15 protein-coding genes are annotated in these 17,852 nt (G+C 63.2%); 2 read left to right on the forward strand and 13 right to left on the reverse strand.

Features of this window, described 5'->3' with window-relative positions; genetic code table 11:
• Positions 1 to 107: 107 nt before the first annotated feature.
• From LB525_RS24360 to LB525_RS24380, 5 genes are all read right to left on the reverse strand, one after another.
• The gene (locus LB525_RS24360) at positions 108 to 2,075 is read right to left on the reverse strand and encodes an acyltransferase family protein (protein ID WP_224548161.1); all 1,968 of its coding nucleotides are present in this window, start codon (positions 2,073 to 2,075) and stop codon (positions 108 to 110) included.
• Positions 2,076 to 2,123: 48 nt separating this feature from the next.
• Entirely contained in the window at positions 2,124 to 2,270 is a 147-nt protein-coding gene (locus LB525_RS24365; protein ID WP_095769237.1) for a hypothetical protein, read from the reverse strand.
• A 60-nt stretch (positions 2,271 to 2,330) separates the two neighbouring features.
• Positions 2,331 to 2,537 (reverse strand): hypothetical protein, encoded by a 207-nt coding sequence (locus LB525_RS24370; RefSeq protein WP_095769236.1) that lies wholly within the window; start codon positions 2,535 to 2,537, stop codon positions 2,331 to 2,333.
• A gap of 39 nt (positions 2,538 to 2,576) precedes the next feature.
• Entirely contained in the window at positions 2,577 to 3,197 is a 621-nt protein-coding gene (locus LB525_RS24375) for a ribonuclease D (RefSeq protein ID WP_095769235.1), read from the reverse strand.
• A gap of 137 nt (positions 3,198 to 3,334) precedes the next feature.
• Positions 3,335 to 4,720: a M20/M25/M40 family metallo-hydrolase gene (locus tag LB525_RS24380; protein ID WP_224548171.1), complete on the reverse strand. Its 1,386-nt coding sequence runs from the start codon at positions 4,718 to 4,720 to the stop codon at positions 3,335 to 3,337.
• 425 nt (positions 4,721 to 5,145) lie between these two features.
• Between LB525_RS24380 and polA the strand changes: the two genes are divergently transcribed.
• Entirely contained in the window at positions 5,146 to 8,109 is a 2,964-nt protein-coding gene (gene polA / locus LB525_RS24385) for a DNA polymerase I (protein ID WP_224548173.1), read from the forward strand.
• Between the two features lie 240 nt (positions 8,110 to 8,349).
• On the opposite strand, the gene LB525_RS24390 is transcribed toward polA, so the two are convergent.
• The 8 genes from LB525_RS24390 to LB525_RS24425 all read right to left on the reverse strand — a co-directional run bounded on the left by LB525_RS24390 (position 8,350) and on the right by LB525_RS24425 (position 16,327).
• Positions 8,350 to 8,754 carry a Fur family transcriptional regulator gene (locus LB525_RS24390; RefSeq protein ID WP_042640862.1) on the reverse strand — a complete coding sequence of 135 codons (405 nt, stop codon included), beginning with the start codon at positions 8,752 to 8,754 and terminating at the stop codon, positions 8,350 to 8,352.
• Positions 8,755 to 8,998: 244 nt separating this feature from the next.
• Positions 8,999 to 10,045 (reverse strand): L-glyceraldehyde 3-phosphate reductase, encoded by a 1,047-nt coding sequence (gene mgrA / locus LB525_RS24395; RefSeq protein ID WP_224548175.1) that lies wholly within the window; start codon positions 10,043 to 10,045, stop codon positions 8,999 to 9,001.
• A 111-nt stretch (positions 10,046 to 10,156) separates the two neighbouring features.
• A complete protein-coding gene (locus tag LB525_RS24400) occupies positions 10,157 to 11,299 on the reverse strand; it encodes a Gfo/Idh/MocA family protein (RefSeq protein WP_095769230.1) in 1,143 nt (380 codons plus the stop codon).
• Positions 11,300 to 11,304: 5 nt separating this feature from the next.
• Complete coding sequence (locus LB525_RS24405) at positions 11,305 to 12,057, reverse strand: sugar phosphate isomerase/epimerase family protein (RefSeq protein WP_224548177.1); 753 nt, start codon at positions 12,055 to 12,057, stop codon at positions 11,305 to 11,307.
• Positions 12,058 to 12,081: 24 nt separating this feature from the next.
• On the reverse strand, positions 12,082 to 13,182 hold the full coding sequence (locus LB525_RS24410) for an ABC transporter ATP-binding protein (protein ID WP_224548191.1): 1,101 nt from the start codon (positions 13,180 to 13,182) through the stop codon (positions 12,082 to 12,084).
• A 2-nt stretch (positions 13,183 to 13,184) separates the two neighbouring features.
• Positions 13,185 to 14,117: a carbohydrate ABC transporter permease gene (locus LB525_RS24415; protein ID WP_224548178.1), complete on the reverse strand. Its 933-nt coding sequence runs from the start codon at positions 14,115 to 14,117 to the stop codon at positions 13,185 to 13,187.
• Positions 14,110 to 15,003, reverse strand: coding sequence for a carbohydrate ABC transporter permease (locus LB525_RS24420; RefSeq protein WP_224548181.1), 894 nt, complete (start codon positions 15,001 to 15,003; stop codon positions 14,110 to 14,112). The genes LB525_RS24415 and LB525_RS24420 overlap by 8 nt, the downstream gene beginning before the upstream one ends.
• An 85-nt stretch (positions 15,004 to 15,088) precedes the next feature.
• On the reverse strand, positions 15,089 to 16,327 hold the full coding sequence (locus tag LB525_RS24425; protein ID WP_095769227.1) for an ABC transporter substrate-binding protein: 1,239 nt from the start codon (positions 16,325 to 16,327) through the stop codon (positions 15,089 to 15,091).
• Positions 16,328 to 16,710: 383 nt separating this feature from the next.
• Here LB525_RS24425 and LB525_RS24430 point away from each other — a divergent pair, with 383 nt between their 5' ends.
• Positions 16,711 to 17,757, forward strand: coding sequence for a LacI family transcriptional regulator (locus tag LB525_RS24430; protein ID WP_095769304.1), 1,047 nt, complete (start codon positions 16,711 to 16,713; stop codon positions 17,755 to 17,757).
• Positions 17,758 to 17,852 lie beyond the last annotated feature (95 nt).

The following is a 17,852-nucleotide window of genomic DNA, read 5'->3' on the forward strand; positions in this document are numbered from 1 at the left end:
GGTTTATGCAGCCTTTTGAAACCCTTAGGATTTTCTGAATCCAACGGTCTCGCGGCGTCGTTCGCAGCCAAGTCGACGGCCCTGCGGCAATCTCGTTGTGACGTTGCTCAAAATCCCGCTGCCTTGGCCAGATAGGGCGCCAGCGCCAGCGCGTAGGTTGCCGTGAGATGATGGTTGTCGCGCAGCACGACGATGTTGCCGACCACCGCCGGGCAGCTGTCCTTGCCGCAGAGCGCATCGTTCATATCGACCACGGTCACCCCCGCCACGGACCGGGCGGCGAGCGCGTAGATGTTTTCCCGTTCGACCTCGGCGCGCGGATTGATGCATTTGGCCGGGTCCGTGCCCAGGCAGGTGCGCGGGTCGAACAGGCTGAAAGGCGTGTTGCGGATGGCGACGACGCGCACGTCCTGACTTGTGAGCTCGCCCCAGACACTGCGCAATCCCTCAATCATCGCACCCTGGGTAACGCTGGTGTAGTTGCTCTGGCTGGTGATCACGAAATCGGGCTTCAATTTGGCGATTTCAGCGAGAGCTTTCTCCCGCCACAGCGCGCATTGCTCGTACGGCTTGCCGTCGTCAAGGATAGTGACCCGGGTTACCGGGCATGCCGCCTTGGTGAAGGTGACGAGCCTCCATTTTCTGTCTTTGGCGATTTTGTCGATGGCCGGCACCCATTGCGCCGCGTGGGAATCGCCCATCACGACAATGGTCCTCGTCCCCGCCGGGTCGCCGAGCTGGCAACCGGTCGCGTCGGTTCCCTTCTGCTGCTGATGACACTTCATCCTGTAGATGACGGGCACGTCGCTGCCGATCTTGCTCAAGGGCGGCAATGGCTTGACACCCTGGGGTACGACAGCGTTCGCCAGCAAGGCCGCAGGTCCCGGATAATTCGGCGTTCCGATCAGGCCGGTATCGATGGGCTGCCGGTCGATCGCGTAGACGAGTCCGCCGGCCACCGCCACGCACAACCCCACCGCCACCGTGCCGTCGATCAGCGGCCGCCATGCCCGGGACGAGCGCGAATGGCGATAGGGCTGTTCGACGAAGCGGTAGGAGAGTTCGGAAACCATCAGGGTGACGACGATCAGCAGAACACCATCAACAAGGTCGATGGCGCCGCGCTGCGCGGCGTAAAAAATGATCAGCGGCCAATGCCACAGGTAGATCGAATAGGAGCGATCGCCGATATAGCGCAGCATGGCGATGTCGAGGCCGCGGAAGCGGCCCATGCGTACGCTGCCGGCCGCAATGATCAAGGTCGTGCCGAGTGTCGGCAGCAGCGCCTTGAAACCCGGAAAATCGGTCGACCTTGAAAACAGCATCGCCGATGCGAGCGCCGCCAAGCTGCCGGCGACAACCATCGCTGTCCGCACGCGGCCGTTTGGCCGGAAGCGGTCGGAGGTCAGCGCCAGCAGTCCGCCGAGGGCCAGCTCCCAGACCCGCGTATGGGTGACGAAATAGGCCCAAGCCGGATCGGATCGGGTGAGAGCGACGGAAGCCGCGAGCGAGCCCGCCATGACCACGCCGAGCACGAAGACGAGCGTCTGCATCGGTGAATGTCCGCGACGCCTGGCCCACCACAGGACCGCCAACATCAGCAGCGGCCAGACGATGCAGAACTGCTCCTCGATCGACAGCGACCAGAAATGCTGCACGGGGCTCGGCGCGTCCTCAGCGCCGAGATAATCCACGGCCTGTTCGGCAAGCCGCCAGTTCTGCATGTAGAGCGCGCTTGCGATCACCTGTTTGGCGGTTTCTTCCCACCATGCGTCCGACACGAACAGCAGCGTTCCAGCGAGCGTGACCAGGAGCGCGACGATCGCCGCCGGCAGCAGCCGCCTGACCCGACGCGTGTAAAAGCCGACCAGCGAGATGCCGTCTTCGCTGAGCGCCATGCGGGTGAGCAGGCCGGTGATCAGGAAGCCGGAGATGACGAAGAAGATGTCGACCCCGACATAGCCGCCGGGAAGCGCTGCCGGCCAGATGTGGAAAATCACCACAAAGGCGACGGCAAGCCCGCGCAGCCCCTGTATCTCCGGCCGAAATCCCCCCGGCGCAATGTCGTCTCGCAAAGCCGGTCTAGCCCCTCACCGCGCCGGCCTCCCGGCTGGCCACCATGGTCAATTCTGCTGGATCGAAATGCCCTTGTCGTCGATCTTGAGCTCGACGCCTTTCGGCCTGGTCTGCTCGCGATAGACATAGATGCCGAGCGCGATGACAATCGCGACCAGCGCCCCGATGATGAGATAGAGCGTGTTCTGTCTCATTGCGCCCCCTTGTTGCGGCCAAGCCTCGCGCCCGCCCTGAAATCGTCAGGTGAGGATCACCTACTGGCCGTCGTCCCCATCATCGGTTGCCGGCCGCCAGCTCGTCGGTTCGACTTTCTTCTGCGTGTCGCTGTCGGTGTAGACCCACCAGCCGCCGTCGCGATATTGCCCGACGGATTCATTGACGACACCGTCGCGGTCCTTCCACATGATCGTGACTTTGGAGCCGTCCTTGGGCGCGCTCGCGATCGGTTTGCGCTCTGCCATTTCACTTCTCCACGGGCTGGGTCGACGGACCTTCGTCCCTCAACTATGCGCGAAAATATCTTCCTCAGCCCAGCCCATAAGGTCGAGCTTGGCGCGCGTCGGCAGGAAACGGAAGCAGGCGTCCGCCTCCTTGGTGCGGTTCTCGCGCGCCAGGCGCGCGCCCAGCACCTCGCGCAACCTGTGCAGGTAGAGCACGTCCGAGGCGGCATATTCGAGCTGTTCGGGCGAGAGCGTTTCGGCCGCCCAGTCGGAGGATTGCTGCACCTTGGACAGGCCGATGCCGAGCAGTTCGCCGCAGAGATCCTTCAGCCCGTGGCGGTCGGTATAGGTGCGGGTGAGCCGTGAGGCGATCTTGGTGCAGAACACCGGCTCGGCCATCACGCCGAAGGCATGGTAGAGCACGGCGATGTCGAAGCGGCCGTAATGAAACAGCTTGGTGATCGTGTTGTTTCGCAGCAGGCTGGCGAGGTTCGGCGCCTCCTTCTGGCCTGGTGCGATCTGGATGACATCGGCGCTGCCGTCGCCGGGCGAGATCTGCACTACGCAGAGCCGGTCGCGATGCGGGTTGAGCCCCAGCGTTTCCGTGTCGATGGCCACCGCCCCGACATTGTATCGCGACAGGTCGGGCAGATCGTTTTTGTGGAAACGGATATCGGTCATTCTCTTCTCCGGGTCGCGCCTGCGGCGTTGGGGCATCCTCGCAACGCCGCAGCACTTCGCGCTAGCTAATTCGTCCTCGCCGCGATCCGAAGAAAAATCAACAGAAAGTTGAATTTCAAGGTTTTCCTGATTTTCGCTCAGCGGGTCAGCGCGTCGAGAATGCGCGCCCAGGACCGCTGCCCCTTGTGGAACGAGGTCAGCTCGTATTTCTCGTTCGGCGAATGAATGCGGTCGTCGTCGAGGCCGAAGCCGACCAGCAGTGATTCCATGCCGAGATAGGTCTGGAAATCGCCGACCACGGGAATGGAGCCGCCGCCGCCGGTGGTGACCGCCTGCTTCTCCCATTCGTCGGACAGCGCATCCTTGGCCTTGGCCAGGAACGGCGAGTCGTAGGAGAGCTGGATCGCCGGCGAGCCGCCATGCGGGTGGAATTCGACCGAGCAGTCGCCGGGAATGCGTTCGCGCACGAAAGCCTGGAAGGCGGCGCGGATCTTCTTTGGATCCTGCTTGTGAACGAGCCGGAACGACACTTTCGCCGACGCTTGCGCCGCGATTACCGTCTTGAAACCCTTGCCGGTATAACCGCCGATGATGCCGTTGAATTCCGCGGTCGGCCGCGCCCAGGTGAGCTCGAGCACCGAGCGGCCCTTCTCGCCGGCGGGAATGGAAAGGCCGACCGGTCCGAGGAAGGTCTCGGCCGTCTCGCCAAGTCCCTCCCAGGATTTCAGCACCTGCGAGGGCGTCTCCTCGACGCCGTCATAGAAGCCCGCAATGGTGACGCGGCCGTCCTTGTCGTGAATATCCGCCAGCACCTTGGCCAGGATGCGGATCGGATTGGCGGCCGGGCCGCCATAGAGGCCCGAATGCAGGTCGCGGTTGGCCGCCTTGACGGTGATCTCCTCGCCAACCATGCCGCGCAGCGACACGCAGATCGACGGCGTCTCGCGGTTCCACATGCTGGTGTCGCAGACCAGCGCGAAATCCGCCTTCAGCTCGGCGGCGTTGGCTTCCAGGAACGGCTTCAGCGACGGCGAACCGGATTCCTCCTCGCCTTCGAACAGGATAGTGACGCGGCAAGGCAGGTTGCCATGCACCTGCTTCCACGCGCGGCAGGCCTCGACGAAGGTCATCAGCTGGCCCTTGTCGTCGGCCGAGCCGCGCCCGGTGATCACTTTGCGGCCGGGCTCGATCTCCTTGATCGAAGGCGCAAACGGATCGGTTTCCCACAATTCGATCGGATCGACCGGCTGGACGTCATAATGGCCGTAGAACAGCACATGCGGCGCGCCCGCCGGTCCCTCGTGATGCGCCACCACCATCGGATGTCCAGGCGTATCGCGCACACTCGCGTCGAAGCCGATCAGCTTGAGCTCGGCGACCAGCCATTCGGCACCCGCGCGGCAATCGGCGGCAAAGGCCGGATCGGTGGAGATCGACTTGATGCCGAGCAGGCCGAACAGCCGCTCCAGGCTCTGGTCGAGGTTCTGGTCGAGACGGTCGAGGACCGGAGAGATTCTGGACATGCTTTTTGCCTTTCGATTTTGGGCAGACCCTAAAGGGCCATGCCGAAAACGAAAAGCCCGCGATCATTGGACCAAGCGGGAAAGGCTTGCCTGAAGGCAAAAAAGAACCGCCGTGGTGGAGGGGGAACCACGGCGGTCTCTACTCGAAACGTTGCGGCAGCCCGGAGAGGGGGGATAGGCTGCCGCAGTTTGCCCGGGATAGGCGGGGGACGGGCCTTACTCCGGACTTCGGCGAAAAACTGCCGATGACGTGTATTTGGGTCTGTGAACATGGCGATTCAAGGGCACGAAAATTACACTTTTGTAACATACCCGTGAGCGGCAAATTCCAGCCGGACAGGATGTGTCAGGGGTGTTGCCCGAACCGGTGGGTTCCACAGCCTTAGCCATGGACCGCGAAGCCGGGCCGCGCTATCCCTGCCGGCATGAAAAAAGGCGATCACCTCTTCCTCGTCGACGGCTCCGGCTACATTTTCCGCGCCTATCACGCGCTGCCGCCGCTCAACCGCAAATCCGACGGCCTGCCGACCAGCGCCGTGCTCGGCTTCTGCAACATGGTGTGGAAGCTGATGCAGGACGCCCGCAACACCGATGTCGGCGTGGTGCCGACGCATTTCGCCGTCATCTTCGACTATTCGTCGAAAACCTTCCGCAGCGATCTCTACCCCGAATACAAGGCCAACCGCTCTGCGCCGCCGGAAGACCTGATCCCGCAATTTGGCCTGATCCGCCAGGCGACCGCAGCCTTCAATGTCCCTTGCATAGAGACGGAGGGTTTTGAAGCCGACGATATCATCGCGACTTATTGCCGGCTGGCTTGCGAAGCCGGCGCTGATACCACCATCATCTCCTCCGACAAGGATCTGATGCAGTTGGTCGGTCCGACGGTCGGCATGTACGACCCGATGAAGGATCGCCAGATCGGCATTCCCGAGGTGATCGAGAAATGGGGCGTGCCGCCCGAAAAGATGATCGACCTGCAGGCGCTGACCGGCGACTCGGTCGACAATGTTCCGGGCGTGCCGGGCATCGGCCCGAAGACCGCGGCGCAATTGCTGGAACAGTTCGGCGACCTTGACGGGCTGCTAGCGCGCGCTTCGGAGATCAAGCAGGAGAAACGGCGCGAGACCATCATCGCCAATGCCGATAAGGCGCGCATCTCGCGCGAGTTGGTGACGTTGAAGAACGACGTGCCGCTGAAGGAAGGGCTGGACGATCTTGTCCTGCATGCGCCGGATGGCCCGAAGCTGATCGGCTTCCTGAAGACGATGGAGTTCACCACACTGACCCGACGCGTCGCCGAAGCGACCGCAACCGACATTGGCGACGTCCAGGCCACCGCCGTCACCATCGAGCGCGCCGATACCGCGCATGGCCCCGATGTCGGCGCCGGCGCCCCGCCGGGGCCAAGGCCGGCGGCCGCGCCGAACGATGCCGCAAAGCCGGCGGCGCCGGTCAGGGGCGAGGACGCGCCGCCACAAGGCGATACCCCATCGCTCCTCTCTGCCCTGCGGCTGGAGCAGGCGGCCGCTCGCAAGATCGACCCTTCGGCCTATGCCCCCATCCGCGACACGGCCGCGCTCGAGGCCTGGATAGCCGAAGCCCGCGACGCCGGTGTCCTTGCGTTCGACGCCGAGACCAGCTCGTCCGACCCGATGCGGGCGGACCTGATCGGCCTGTCCATGGCGCTCGCGCCTGGCCGCGCCGTCTATGTGCCGCTCGCCCACAAGAGCGGCAATGGCGATCTGCTCGGCGGCGGCATGCTGGAGAACCAGATCCCGGTCCGCAAGGCGCTGGCGCTGCTGAAGCCGCTGCTTGAGGACCGATCGGTCCTCAAGATCGTCCAGGATATGAAATACGACATCGTCGTGATGAGCCGGCACGGCATCGAGATCGGTCCGTTCGACGACACAATGCTGATCTCCTACGTGCTCGATGCCGGCACATCCGGCGGTCACGACCTCGTCTCGCTGTCGGAGAAATGGCTCGGCCACGCGCCGGCCTCGAAGAAGGAGCTCGCCGGCTCGGGCAAGAGCGCCATCGGCTTCGATCAGGTCGATATCGAACGCGCGACCGCCTACGCTGCCGAGCAGGCCGACCTGGCGCTGCAGCTCTGGCGGGTGCTGAAGCCGAGGCTTGCCGCCAAGGGCCTCGTTTCCGTCTATGAGCGTCTGGAAAGGCCGCTTGTGCCCGTGCTTGCCCGCATGGAGCAGCGCGGCATCTCGGTCGACCGCCAGATCCTGTCGCGGCTTTCCGGCGAGCTGGCTCAAGGCGCGGCCCGCGTCGAGGAAGAGATCTACGGGATCGTCGGCGAGCGCATCAACATCGGCTCGCCAAAACAGCTCGGCGACATATTGTTCGGCAAGATGGGGCTGCCAGGCGGCTCGAAGACCAAGACCGGCCAATGGTCGACCTCGGCCCAGCTTTTAGAAGATCTCGCCGCCGAGGGCCACGAGCTGCCGCGCAAGATCGTCGACTGGCGCCAGCTCACCAAGCTGAAGTCGACCTATACCGACGCGCTGCCCGGTTTCATCAACCCCGGCACCAATCGCGTCCACACTTCCTATGCGCTGGCAGCAACCACCACCGGGCGGCTGTCATCCTCTGATCCCAATCTGCAGAACATCCCGGTGCGCACGGCGGAAGGTCGCAAGATCAGGACCGCCTTCATTGCGGAGAAAGGCCACAAGCTGGTCTCGGCCGACTACAGCCAGATCGAATTGCGCGTGCTTGCCCATGTCGCCGAGATCCCACAGCTCAAGCAGGCCTTCGCCGACGGCGCCGACATTCATGCCATCACCGCGTCGGAAATGTTCAATGTGCCGGTCGAAGGCATGCCTTCGGAAGTGCGCCGGCGCGCCAAGGCGATCAATTTCGGCATCATCTACGGCATCTCGGCCTTCGGCCTCGCCAACCAGCTGTCGATCCCGCGCGAAGAGGCGGGCGCCTACATCAAACGCTATTTCGAGCGTTTTCCGGGCATCCGGGACTATATCGAGGAGACCAAGGCCTATGCGCGGGAGAACGGTTTCGTCGAGACAATCTTCGGCCGCCGCATCCACTATCCGGAGATAAGGGCTTCCAACCCGTCGGTGCGCGCCTTCAACGAGCGCGCCTCAATCAACGCCAGGCTCCAGGGCACCGCCGCCGACATCATCCGCCGCGCCATGGTGCATATGGAAGAAGCGCTGGAGAAGGCGAAGCTCTCGGCCCGCATGCTGTTGCAGGTCCACGACGAGCTTATCTTCGAGACGGTGGAAGCGGAGGTCGAGGCGACGATCCCCGTGGTGCGCAAGGTGATGGAGAATGCGCCGATGCCGGCGGTCTCGATGTCGGTGCCGCTGCATGTCGATGCGCGAGCCGCGGATAATTGGGACGAGGCGCATTAGGCGTCTCACGTTCGTTCGTCATCCACGGGCGGAGCAAGGAGCGAAGCGACGCGCGCAGACCCGAGGATCCATGCCGCGACGCGCGCCGTAGTGCGCGGCGGTTGTGGATAGCTTGCCGAGCACGCCGCTTGTCAATGCAGATTCTGCACCGTGGCGGTGCGTGTATGTCACGGAATGGATACTAGGGTCTGCGCGCGTCGCTTCGCTCCTTGCTCCGCCCTAGTATGACGAAGTGAAGGCTTACGCAGCCTCAGCCCTGCACTTGGCGCACACACCGCGAAACTCGATCACCGCCTTCTTGGCGGCAAATCCCGTCGAGCGCACCCATTCGTCCAGCCGGTGGCCGACATCGTGGTCGGACATCTCGGTCACCTGGCCGCAATTGTCGCAGATGGCGAAGGCCGTCATCGAATGACTGTGGTCGTGCGGCTCGGCGCAGGCGACGAAGGAGTTTAGGCTTTCGAGCCGGTGCACGAAGCCGGACTTCACCAGCGTGTCGAGCGCCCGATAGACCTGCAGCGGCGCGCGGAAACCGCGCTCGCGCAACTGGTCGAGCAAAGTATAGGCGCTGAGCGGCCCGCTGGACGCCTCGAGCTTCTCGAGCACGCAGAGCTGGTTCTTGGTCAGCGCATCTCTTGCCGTCATCTTGTTCGCCCAATCGACGCTCGCAGCAGATCTCGCGAACGACTTCAATTCCCCTGAGATAACGACGAACGAGCGATTTTGCCACTGTTTCCGCAGCAGCGCATCTGGTGCGCGCCCCGACGAGATGGTTCGCCAGTTAGAGCATTTCACCGTTTCACGGAAACGGCGAAATGCCCTATCTCCTTGTTTTGGGGCAATTCCGGGCGGAAAACCGCTCACACTTTTCCTGGAATTGCTCTAATCGCTACTTGCGCGGCGGCCCCTTGCGTTCGGCCGAAGCCGCCCAGAGGTTGATGTCGGACTCGCGGGCGTGGCTGTCTATCTCGGCGAGCTCGGCGTCGGAGAACTCGAGCGCCTTGAGCGCGCCGACGCAATCCTCGACCTGTTCCGGCCGGCTGGCCCCGATCAGCGCCGTGGTCACGCGGCCTTTGCGTAGCACCCAGGCCAGCGCCATCTGCGCCAAGGTCTGGCCGCGGCGGCCGGCAATGGCGTTGAGCGCCTTGATGTTGGCGATCGACTTGTCGTTGATGAAGGCCGGTCGCAACGACTTGCCCTGGGATGCGCGGCTGCCCTCGGGGATGCCGCCGAGATATTTGTCGGTCAGCATGCCCTGCGCCAGCGGCGAGAACACGATCGAGCCGATGCCGAGCCCCTCCAGCGTGTCGAGCAGCCCATCCTCCTCGACCCAGCGGTTGAGCATCGAATAGCTCGGCTGGTGGATGAGGCAAGGGGTGCCGAGCTGGCGCAAAATGTCGGCTGCTTCCCGCGTGCGCTGCGAGTTGTAGGAGGAGATGCCGGCATAGAGCGCCTTGCCCGAGCGCACCGCGTGGTCGAGCGCGCCCATCGTTTCTTCGAGCGGCGTCTCGGGATCGAAACGGTGCGAATAGAAGATATCGACATAGTCGAGCCCCATTCGCTTGAGGCTCTGGTCGAGGCTGGCCAGCACATATTTGCGGCTGCCCCATTCGCCATACGGACCGGCCCACATCTCGTAGCCGGCCTTGGTCGAGATGATCATCTCGTCGCGGTAGGCGGCGAAATCGGTGCGCAGGATCTCGCCGAACGCGGTTTCGGCCGAGCCGGGCGGCGGGCCGTAATTGTTGGCGAGGTCGAAATGCGTGATGCCGAGGTCGAAGGCCTTGCGCACGATCGCCTGCTTGGTCTTGTGCGGCGTGTCGTTGCCGAAATTGTGCCACAGCCCGAGCGAGATCGCCGGCAGCTTCAGGCCGGACCGACCGCAGCGATTATAGATCATCTTCTCGTAGCGGTTTTCGGCGGCGACATAGGACATGGGGAACCTTCGGGATCGAAACGGCTGGCGACCACCGCCAACCTGATTTGAATCGATGCTTGCCCCTAACCCTTACCCTCTCCCCGCCGGAACGGGGAGAGGGGTTGCCACCTACTTTTTCTTCGCCAGCAACGCCTTCGCGTCCTTGACGCCGAGCGCGGCCGGCCGCTCGCAGGTCGTCTGCATGGCGACATATTTGCCGCTTTCGCCCGAGCGCAGGATGCCGGTCATGACATCGACGGCGTGCAGCGCCAGCTCCATCGAGCAGCGGTGCGGCCGCCCTTCGCCAATCGCGATTGCCATGTCGGCAAGGCCGGCGGTGCGATAATTAGCCATCATGCCCTGGCCGTGCATCTCGTTCGGCACGCCGAACGGATGGTTCCACTTGGGCAGCCTCTTCACCGGCTTGGCCGAGTCGGTGAAGCGTACATCGCCGCCGAAGAAATTCGGATCCGGCACGAAGACGGTGCCCAATTCGCCGTAGAGCTCCATCGGCGCGTGGCCATGGCTCCAGACGTCCCAGCTGGTGTTGAGCGTGATCACCGCGCCATTCGCGAATTCGAGCAGCGCATGGATGGTGGTCGGCGTGTTCACCGGGATCTTCTCGCCCGCCCGCGGTTTGGAGCTGATGGTGCGCTCCTTGGCCGGCGTCGTTGCGAAGGCGGCCACCTGCTTCACCGGCCCGATCAACTGGATCAGGTTGGTGACATAGTATGGCCCGATGTCGAGCACCGGGCCGGCGCCCGGCTGGAAGAAGAAATCCGGGTTGGGGTGCCAGTGCTCCATGCCGTGGCCCATCACATGGCAGGTGCCGCTGGTGATCGCGCCGAGCTTGCCGCTGTCGATGAGATCGCGGACCAGTTGGTGCGCGCCGCCGAGGAACGTGTCCGGCGCCGAACCGATGCGCAGGCCCTTCTTCTCGGCCCGTTTCTTGAGATCGAGCCCTTCCTCGATCGACAAGACGAACGGCTTTTCCGAATAGACATGCTTGCCAGCGTCGAGCACCGCTTTGGAGATCTCGTAGTGCACCGCCGGAACCGTCAGGTTGACGATGATGTCGATCTCGTCGTCCTTGAGCAGGTCGTTGACCGTCTCGGCGCGCAGCTTGAACTCCTTCGCCCGCGCTTTCGCGGCCTCCATGTTGATATCCGCGCAGGCGCGCATCTTGATGCCGCGGAACAGCGGCGCCAGCGAGAAATACGCCTTCGAGATGTTGCCGCAGCCAATGACGCCGATGCCAAGTTTCTCTGCCATTTCGATTACTCCTGCCAGCTCTTGGCTGCTGCGATTGAGCGGCGGGCATAGCGCTCGATGTCGTTGGGGTTGTCCTGCTCCATGACGAAATACTGCGCCGCGCTCTTGGCGCGCAACGTCTTGAACAGGCCCGCCCAGTCGATCGTGCCGTGACCCACATCGGACCAGCCGTCCTCGTCCAGCCCCTCGCCCGGCTTCGCCATGTCCTTGACGTGGACGGCAACGATCCGCTTGCCATGCTTCTCGATCCAGGGCAGCGGATCGGCGCCGCCGCGCACCACCCAGGCGACATCCATTTCCCAGCCGATGTCCGGTGCCGCGGACAGGATGTGGTCCTGCGGCAGCGAGCCGTCCGCAAGCGCCTTGAACTCGAAATCGTGGTTGTGCCAGGCAAAGCCGTAGCCAGCCTTTTTTGCCACCTCGCCGACCTTGGCCAGGCGCTCGCCGAAGCCGCGCCAGCCGGCGGCGTCGAACGGCCGCTGATCAGGCATCAGATAGGGGCAGATCAGCAGCGTGATGCCGAGCGCGTCGGCGATCTTGCGCACGCCGTCGAAATCGTTCTCCAGCGCCTCGATCGAGAAATGCCCGGTCGGCATCGCAAGCCCGTTCTTGTCGAGCTCGGCGCGAAACGCCTTCGGGTCGTCATAGACGCCGCCAAAGCCTTCGACCTGGCTGTAGCCGAGCTCGCCGAGCATTTTCACCACGTCGTTCCATGGTTGAAAATTGCGAGCGCTGTAGAGTTGGAATGACCAGTTCATGTCCTGTCCGTTCTGCTTGGGAGGTTAAAGGCGGTTGCCGGTCTGGGCGTCGAAGAGCGAAGCGCGCATCGGATCGAAGCCGACAGTCACCGCCTCATCATTCCGGGGCGTACGCTCCGAGGTAACCCGGACGCTGAATTTCTGTTGAGCGAGCTGCAGCCAGACCAGCGTGTCGGAGCCCATCGGTTCCACCACTTCGACTTTGCTGGCCGCCGAGAACGGCCAGCCGGCGCCGCTGTTCAGACTCACATGTTCGGGCCTGATGCCGAACACGGCTGGTCCGGGTTCCGGCTGCCGATCGAAATCATAGGTACTGAGTGGAATCTTCAGACCATCGGCGAGAAAATGCCAGCCGCCATCCGCGTTTTCCAAATGGCCGTCGACAAAGTTCATCGCCGGCGAGCCGAGGAAGCCGGCGACGAAGCGGTTGACCGGACGGTTGTAGATGGTCTGAGGCGCGTCGAGCTGCTGGATGACGCCGCCCTTCATCACGGCGATGCGGTCGGCGAGCGTCATTGCCTCGATCTGATCGTGGGTGACGTAGATCATGGTGTTTTCGAGCTTGCGGTGCAGCAGCTTGATCTCGACGCGCAGTTCCGCCCGCAGCTTGGCATCGAGATTGGAGAGCGGCTCGTCGAACAGGAAGACGTCGACGTCGCGCACCAGTGCCCGCCCGATCGCCACGCGCTGGCGCTGGCCGCCGGAGAGCGCCGAGGGCTTGCGCTGCAACAGCGGCTCGATCTGCAGGATCTCGGCGGCGCGTGCGATGCGCTTGGCGATCTCGTCCTTGGCCAGGCCGGCAACGCGCAGACCGAAGGACAGGTTCTTCTCCACCGTCATCTGCGGATAGAGCGCGTAGGACTGGAACACCATGCCGATGCCGCGGTCCTTAGGCTCCTCCCAGGTGACGTTCTTGCCCTTGATGAAGATGCGACCTTCCGAAATGTCGAGCAGGCCGGCGATGCAGTTGAGCAAGGTGGATTTGCCGCAGCCGGACGGTCCCAAAAGCACGATGAATTCGCCCTCGGCGACGTCGAGATTGAGCGTCTTCAGCACCGACATCACACCGAAATTGAGCGACAGGTCCTGGATCGAAACGCTGGGATTGGCGATTGCCGCTGCCATCATCATCCTTTCACTGCGCCGGCCGCGATGCCGCGCACGAAGAGCTTGCCGGAAATGAAATAGACGATGAGCGGAACGAGTCCGGTGAGGATCGTCGCGGCCATGTTGACGTTGTATTCCTTCACGCCCTGCACCGAATTGACGATGTTGTTGAGCTGCACCGTCATCGGGTAGGTGTCGGGGCGCGTGTAGACGACGCCGAACAGGAAGTCGTTCCAGATGCCGGTGACCTGCAGGATGATGGCGACGACGAAGATCGGCAGCGACATCGGCAGCATGATGCGCAGATAAATGCCCCAGAAGCCGGCGCCGTCGACGCGCGCCGCGCGGAACAGTTCCTCCGGCATCGACGTGAAATAGTTGCGGAACAAGAGCGTCAGGATCGGCATGCCGAAGATCGAATGCACGATCACAAGGCCGGTCAGGGTGCCGTATATGCCGATCTCGCGCAGGATGATGACGATCGGATAGATCATCACCTGGTAGGGAATGAAGGCGCCGACGATCAGGATGATGAAGAAGGTGTCGGCGCCCTTGAAGCGCCAGTTGGCCAAGGCATAGCCGTTCACCGAGGCGATCGCGATCGACAGCAGCACCGACGGCACGGTGATGCGCACCGAATTCCAGAAACCGCGCGAGAGCCCGTCGCAGTTGAGGCCGGTGCAGGCGGTCGCCCAGGCTTTCACCCAGGGTTCGAAGGTGATTTCCACCGGCGGCGAGAAGATGTTGCCGAGGCGGATTTCCGGCATGCCCTTCAGCGACGTGACGATCATCACGTAGAGCGGCAAAAGGTAATAGAGCGCCACGACGATCAGCGTGCCGTAGAGAAAGATGTTGCGGCGCGAGAGCGCATGCCGCGGCTTCGCGCCGGCAGGCCCGGCTTCGTCGCGCCGAAGGACGCCCGCATCGGATGGGGAGGCAGCGACATCAACCACGCCGGCGGCCTCCGAATTCGAGATAGGCCCATGGCACGATGACGATCATCACCGAGAGCAGCATCATGGTCGAGGCGGCGAAACCCTGGCCGAGATTTTGGGCGAAGAACATGTAGTCGTAGACGTATTTTGCCGGCACTTCGGAGGCGATTCCCGGCCCGCCGCTGGTCTGCGCCACGACGAGGTCATAGACCTTGACGATGCCGGCGGCGATGATGACCAGCGTGGTGATGAAGACCGGCCGCATCATCGGGATGACGATGAACACGTAGGTCTTCCACATGGGGATGCCGTCCACTCGCGCCGCCTTCCATATGTCTTCGTCGATGCCGCGCAGGCCGGCAAGCATCAGGCACATGATCAGCCCCGTGCCCTGCCAGAGCGCGGCGATGGAAATGCCGTAGATGACGATGCTGGAATTATAGAGCGGGTCGAAGCTGAAGCCCGTCCAGCCGAGGTCGCGCACGACGCGCTGGATGCCGAAATCCGGGTTGAGCAGCCATTGCCAGACCAGCCCGGTGACGATGAAGGAGAGCGCGAAGGGATAGAGGAAGATGGTGCGGAACGTATCCTCGAAGCGGATCTTCTGGTCGAGGAGCGCCGCCAGGACGAAGCCGATCACCAGCGAGAACACCAGCGAGATCACGCCATAGATCAGGAGGTTCTCGATCGAGATCAGCCAGCGCGGCGTCGCCCACAACCGATAATACTGGTCGAGGCCGACGAAGTTGAGCCGTGGCAGCAGCTTCGAATTGGTGAAGGAGTAGAGAACCGTCCACGCCGTGCCGCCGACGAACACCACAAGCGCGGTGAGCACCATCGGAATCGATGCGATCTTCGCATTGAGGTTACGGAAAAGCTGGTTGGGACGTTCGCTATTGCTCATCTCGACAGCCGGGCTGGGGCAATGAGGACATGATGCTCCCGACCCCCGTTAGGCAGGGACCGGGAGCTGGCGGGGCGCCGGTAGATCAATCGGCCGAAGCGATGATGGCGGCGAAGCGCTTCTGCGCTTCTTCGACTGTCATGTCCGGCTTGGCGAAGAATTCGGAGAACAGGTCCTCCTTCTGCTTCTGGCTGTCCTGCGAAAGCAGTTGGTCCGTCCACGGCATGACGGCGCCCTTGGCGAGGATGGCGAGGCCCTTCTTCATGCAGTCGTTCGCCGCGTTGAGGTCGACGTCGCCACGCACCGGCAGCGAGCCCTTCTTGAGGTTGAAGGCGACCTGGGTCTTCGGATCGAGCAAGGTCTCGGCGAGCACCGCCTGCGCCTTCGTCTTTGCCTCATCCTTGAGCAGCGGGAAGTAGAAGGCGTCGCCGCCGGTGGCGATGACTTCGTTCAGGCCGAGGCCGGGCAGGCAGGTATAGTCCTTGCCGGCCGTCTTGCCGGCAACCTGGAACTCGCCCTGCGCCCAGTCGCCCATGATCTGGCCGGCGGCCTTGCCGGTGATGACCAGATTGGTGGCCTGGTTCCAGTCCTGCACATTGGTGTTCTTGGCCATCTTGCGGGCGTCGTCCGCCGCCTTGAACACCTTGGCGATCTCCGGGCCTGCCGCGAACGCGGCATCCTTGTCCTTGTAGACCTTGAGGAACGTGTCGGTGCCCCCGGTCGCGGCCATCAGCACGTCGAAGGCGCCCGAGGCTTGCCAGGCCTGTCCGCCGACCGCGAGCGGAATGATGCCCGCCTTTTCGAGCGCCGGCGCATCCGCCACGAATTCATTCCAGTCCTTCGGCACAGGCAGGCCGGCCTTCTGGAAGGCCTCGTTGGAGAGCCACAGCCACTGCCAGGAATGGATATTGACCGGCACGCAATAGATCTTGCCGTCGATGGTGCAACTGTCGAGCAGGCTCTTCGGCCGCACGATCTCAGTCCACTTGTCCTTGGTGGCGATATCGGTGAGGTCGCGCATCAGCCCGGCCTGCACCAGTTCCTCGGCCTGGCGGCCGTGGTTGAACTGGGTGGCGCCCATTGGATCGCCGCCGGTGATGCGGCTGATCATGATCGGCCGCGCCGTGCCGCCGGAGCCTGCAATGGCGCCGTCGACCCAGTGGTTGCCCGTCGCGTCGAATGCCTTGGCAAGCTCGGCCACCGCTGCCGCCTCGCCGCCGGAAGTCCACCAATGGGTGACTTCCAGGTCGGTCGCGGCCGCCGGACCGGCGAAATTGAGCGCAACTGTCGCGGCAAAGGCGGCAGTCAGGAATTTGTATCGCATTTCGGCTCCTCCCAGAATCTGAAACGTTACAGATTTTCGATACGGCAAATGTTCCGCCTAGGCAACCCCTCGCCTTGAGGCCGGCCAAGATTTTTTCGCGACTCGAACAAAATCTTTCTTCCTAAGTGGCAATGCCGGTTCGGATCAGTCGATTGATGCCAAAAGCAGGCTCGGGCCGACATTTCTTTGTGATTCCAGCGACTTTCGGCCCCTCTCCGCATCCACGATACCGATGGCGCGACCTTGCCGGTCGATCACGAAGATTGGCAATCTGTAACGTTTCAGTATATTGAGCCGAGCCGCAAACTGAAGGTCGCGCAAATGTCACCGCCGCACGATTGCCGGTCGGCCCCGCGACTGCTATGCGCCTGACGGGCGGGACGATGGATAGACGGATAACGAAGAAGGGCGACGACGACACGTCGGGCAAGGAACGGCCGACGCTGAAGACGCTTGCCTTCATGACCGGGCTGGGCGTCACGACGGTCTCGCGCGCGCTGAAGGATGCGCCCGAGATCGGCGCTGAGACAAGGCGCCGCGTCCAGCTCGTCGCCAAGCAGATCGGCTATCGCCCGAACCGCGCCGGCGTACGCTTGAGAACCGGCAAGACCAACGTGATATCGCTTGTGCTGAACACCGAGCACGAGCTCATGAGCTTCGTCTCGGACATCATCTACGGCGTCACCGAGGTGATCGCCGACACGCCCTACCATCTGATCGTCACGCCCTATTCGCGCTCGCAGGATCCGCTGGACCCGGTGCGCTATCTGGTCGAGACGGGCTCGGCCGACGGCGTCATCATCTCGCGCACCCAGCCCAACGATCCACGGGCGCGCTATATGCTGGAGCGCGGCATTCCCTTCGCCACGCATGGTCGCACCGACATGGGGCTGGTGCATCCCTATCACGACTTCGACAATTATGCCTTTGCCGGCGAAGCCGTCCGCTACCTCGCCGGCAGGGGCCGCAACCGGCTTGCCCTGGTGACGCCTCCGGTCGGCCTCACCTATCACGGCCATACGGTCGCCGGCTTTGCCGATGCGCTGAGCGAGGTGGGTGCCAGCGAGGTGCCGTTCAACACCGTCTCCATCGATCAGTCGATCGAGCAGATCAGGATGCGGACCGCGCAATTGATGCGGCGCAAGGACCGTCCGGACGGCTTTGTCAGCAGCGCCGCCGCAGCGACGCTCGCCATCGTGGCCGGCATCGAGGATGCCGGGCTGAAGCTCGGCCGCGACGTCGACGTGGTGTCGAAACAATCGTCGGAATTGCTGCATCTGTTCCGGCGAGAGCTGCTCGTCGTCAACGAGAATTTCCGGCTCGCCGGCTCCGAGCTCGCCCGCGCCGTGCTCGGCTGGATCGGCGGCGCCGATCCAGGCACGCTGCAATCGCTCAGCACGCCGAGCGAGGTTTTGCCCTATCGCGGCTGACTGGCGCGACTTGAGGGGCAGGTCAGGCCGAGTCGAAAATGGTGGCTTCCGAGAACCGGAGCGGAGCGTACTTAAAGTACGTGAGCACCGGAAGC

This window comes from Mesorhizobium sp. CA16, from assembly GCF_020165175.1.
Classification (GTDB): domain Bacteria; phylum Pseudomonadota; class Alphaproteobacteria; order Rhizobiales; family Rhizobiaceae; genus Mesorhizobium.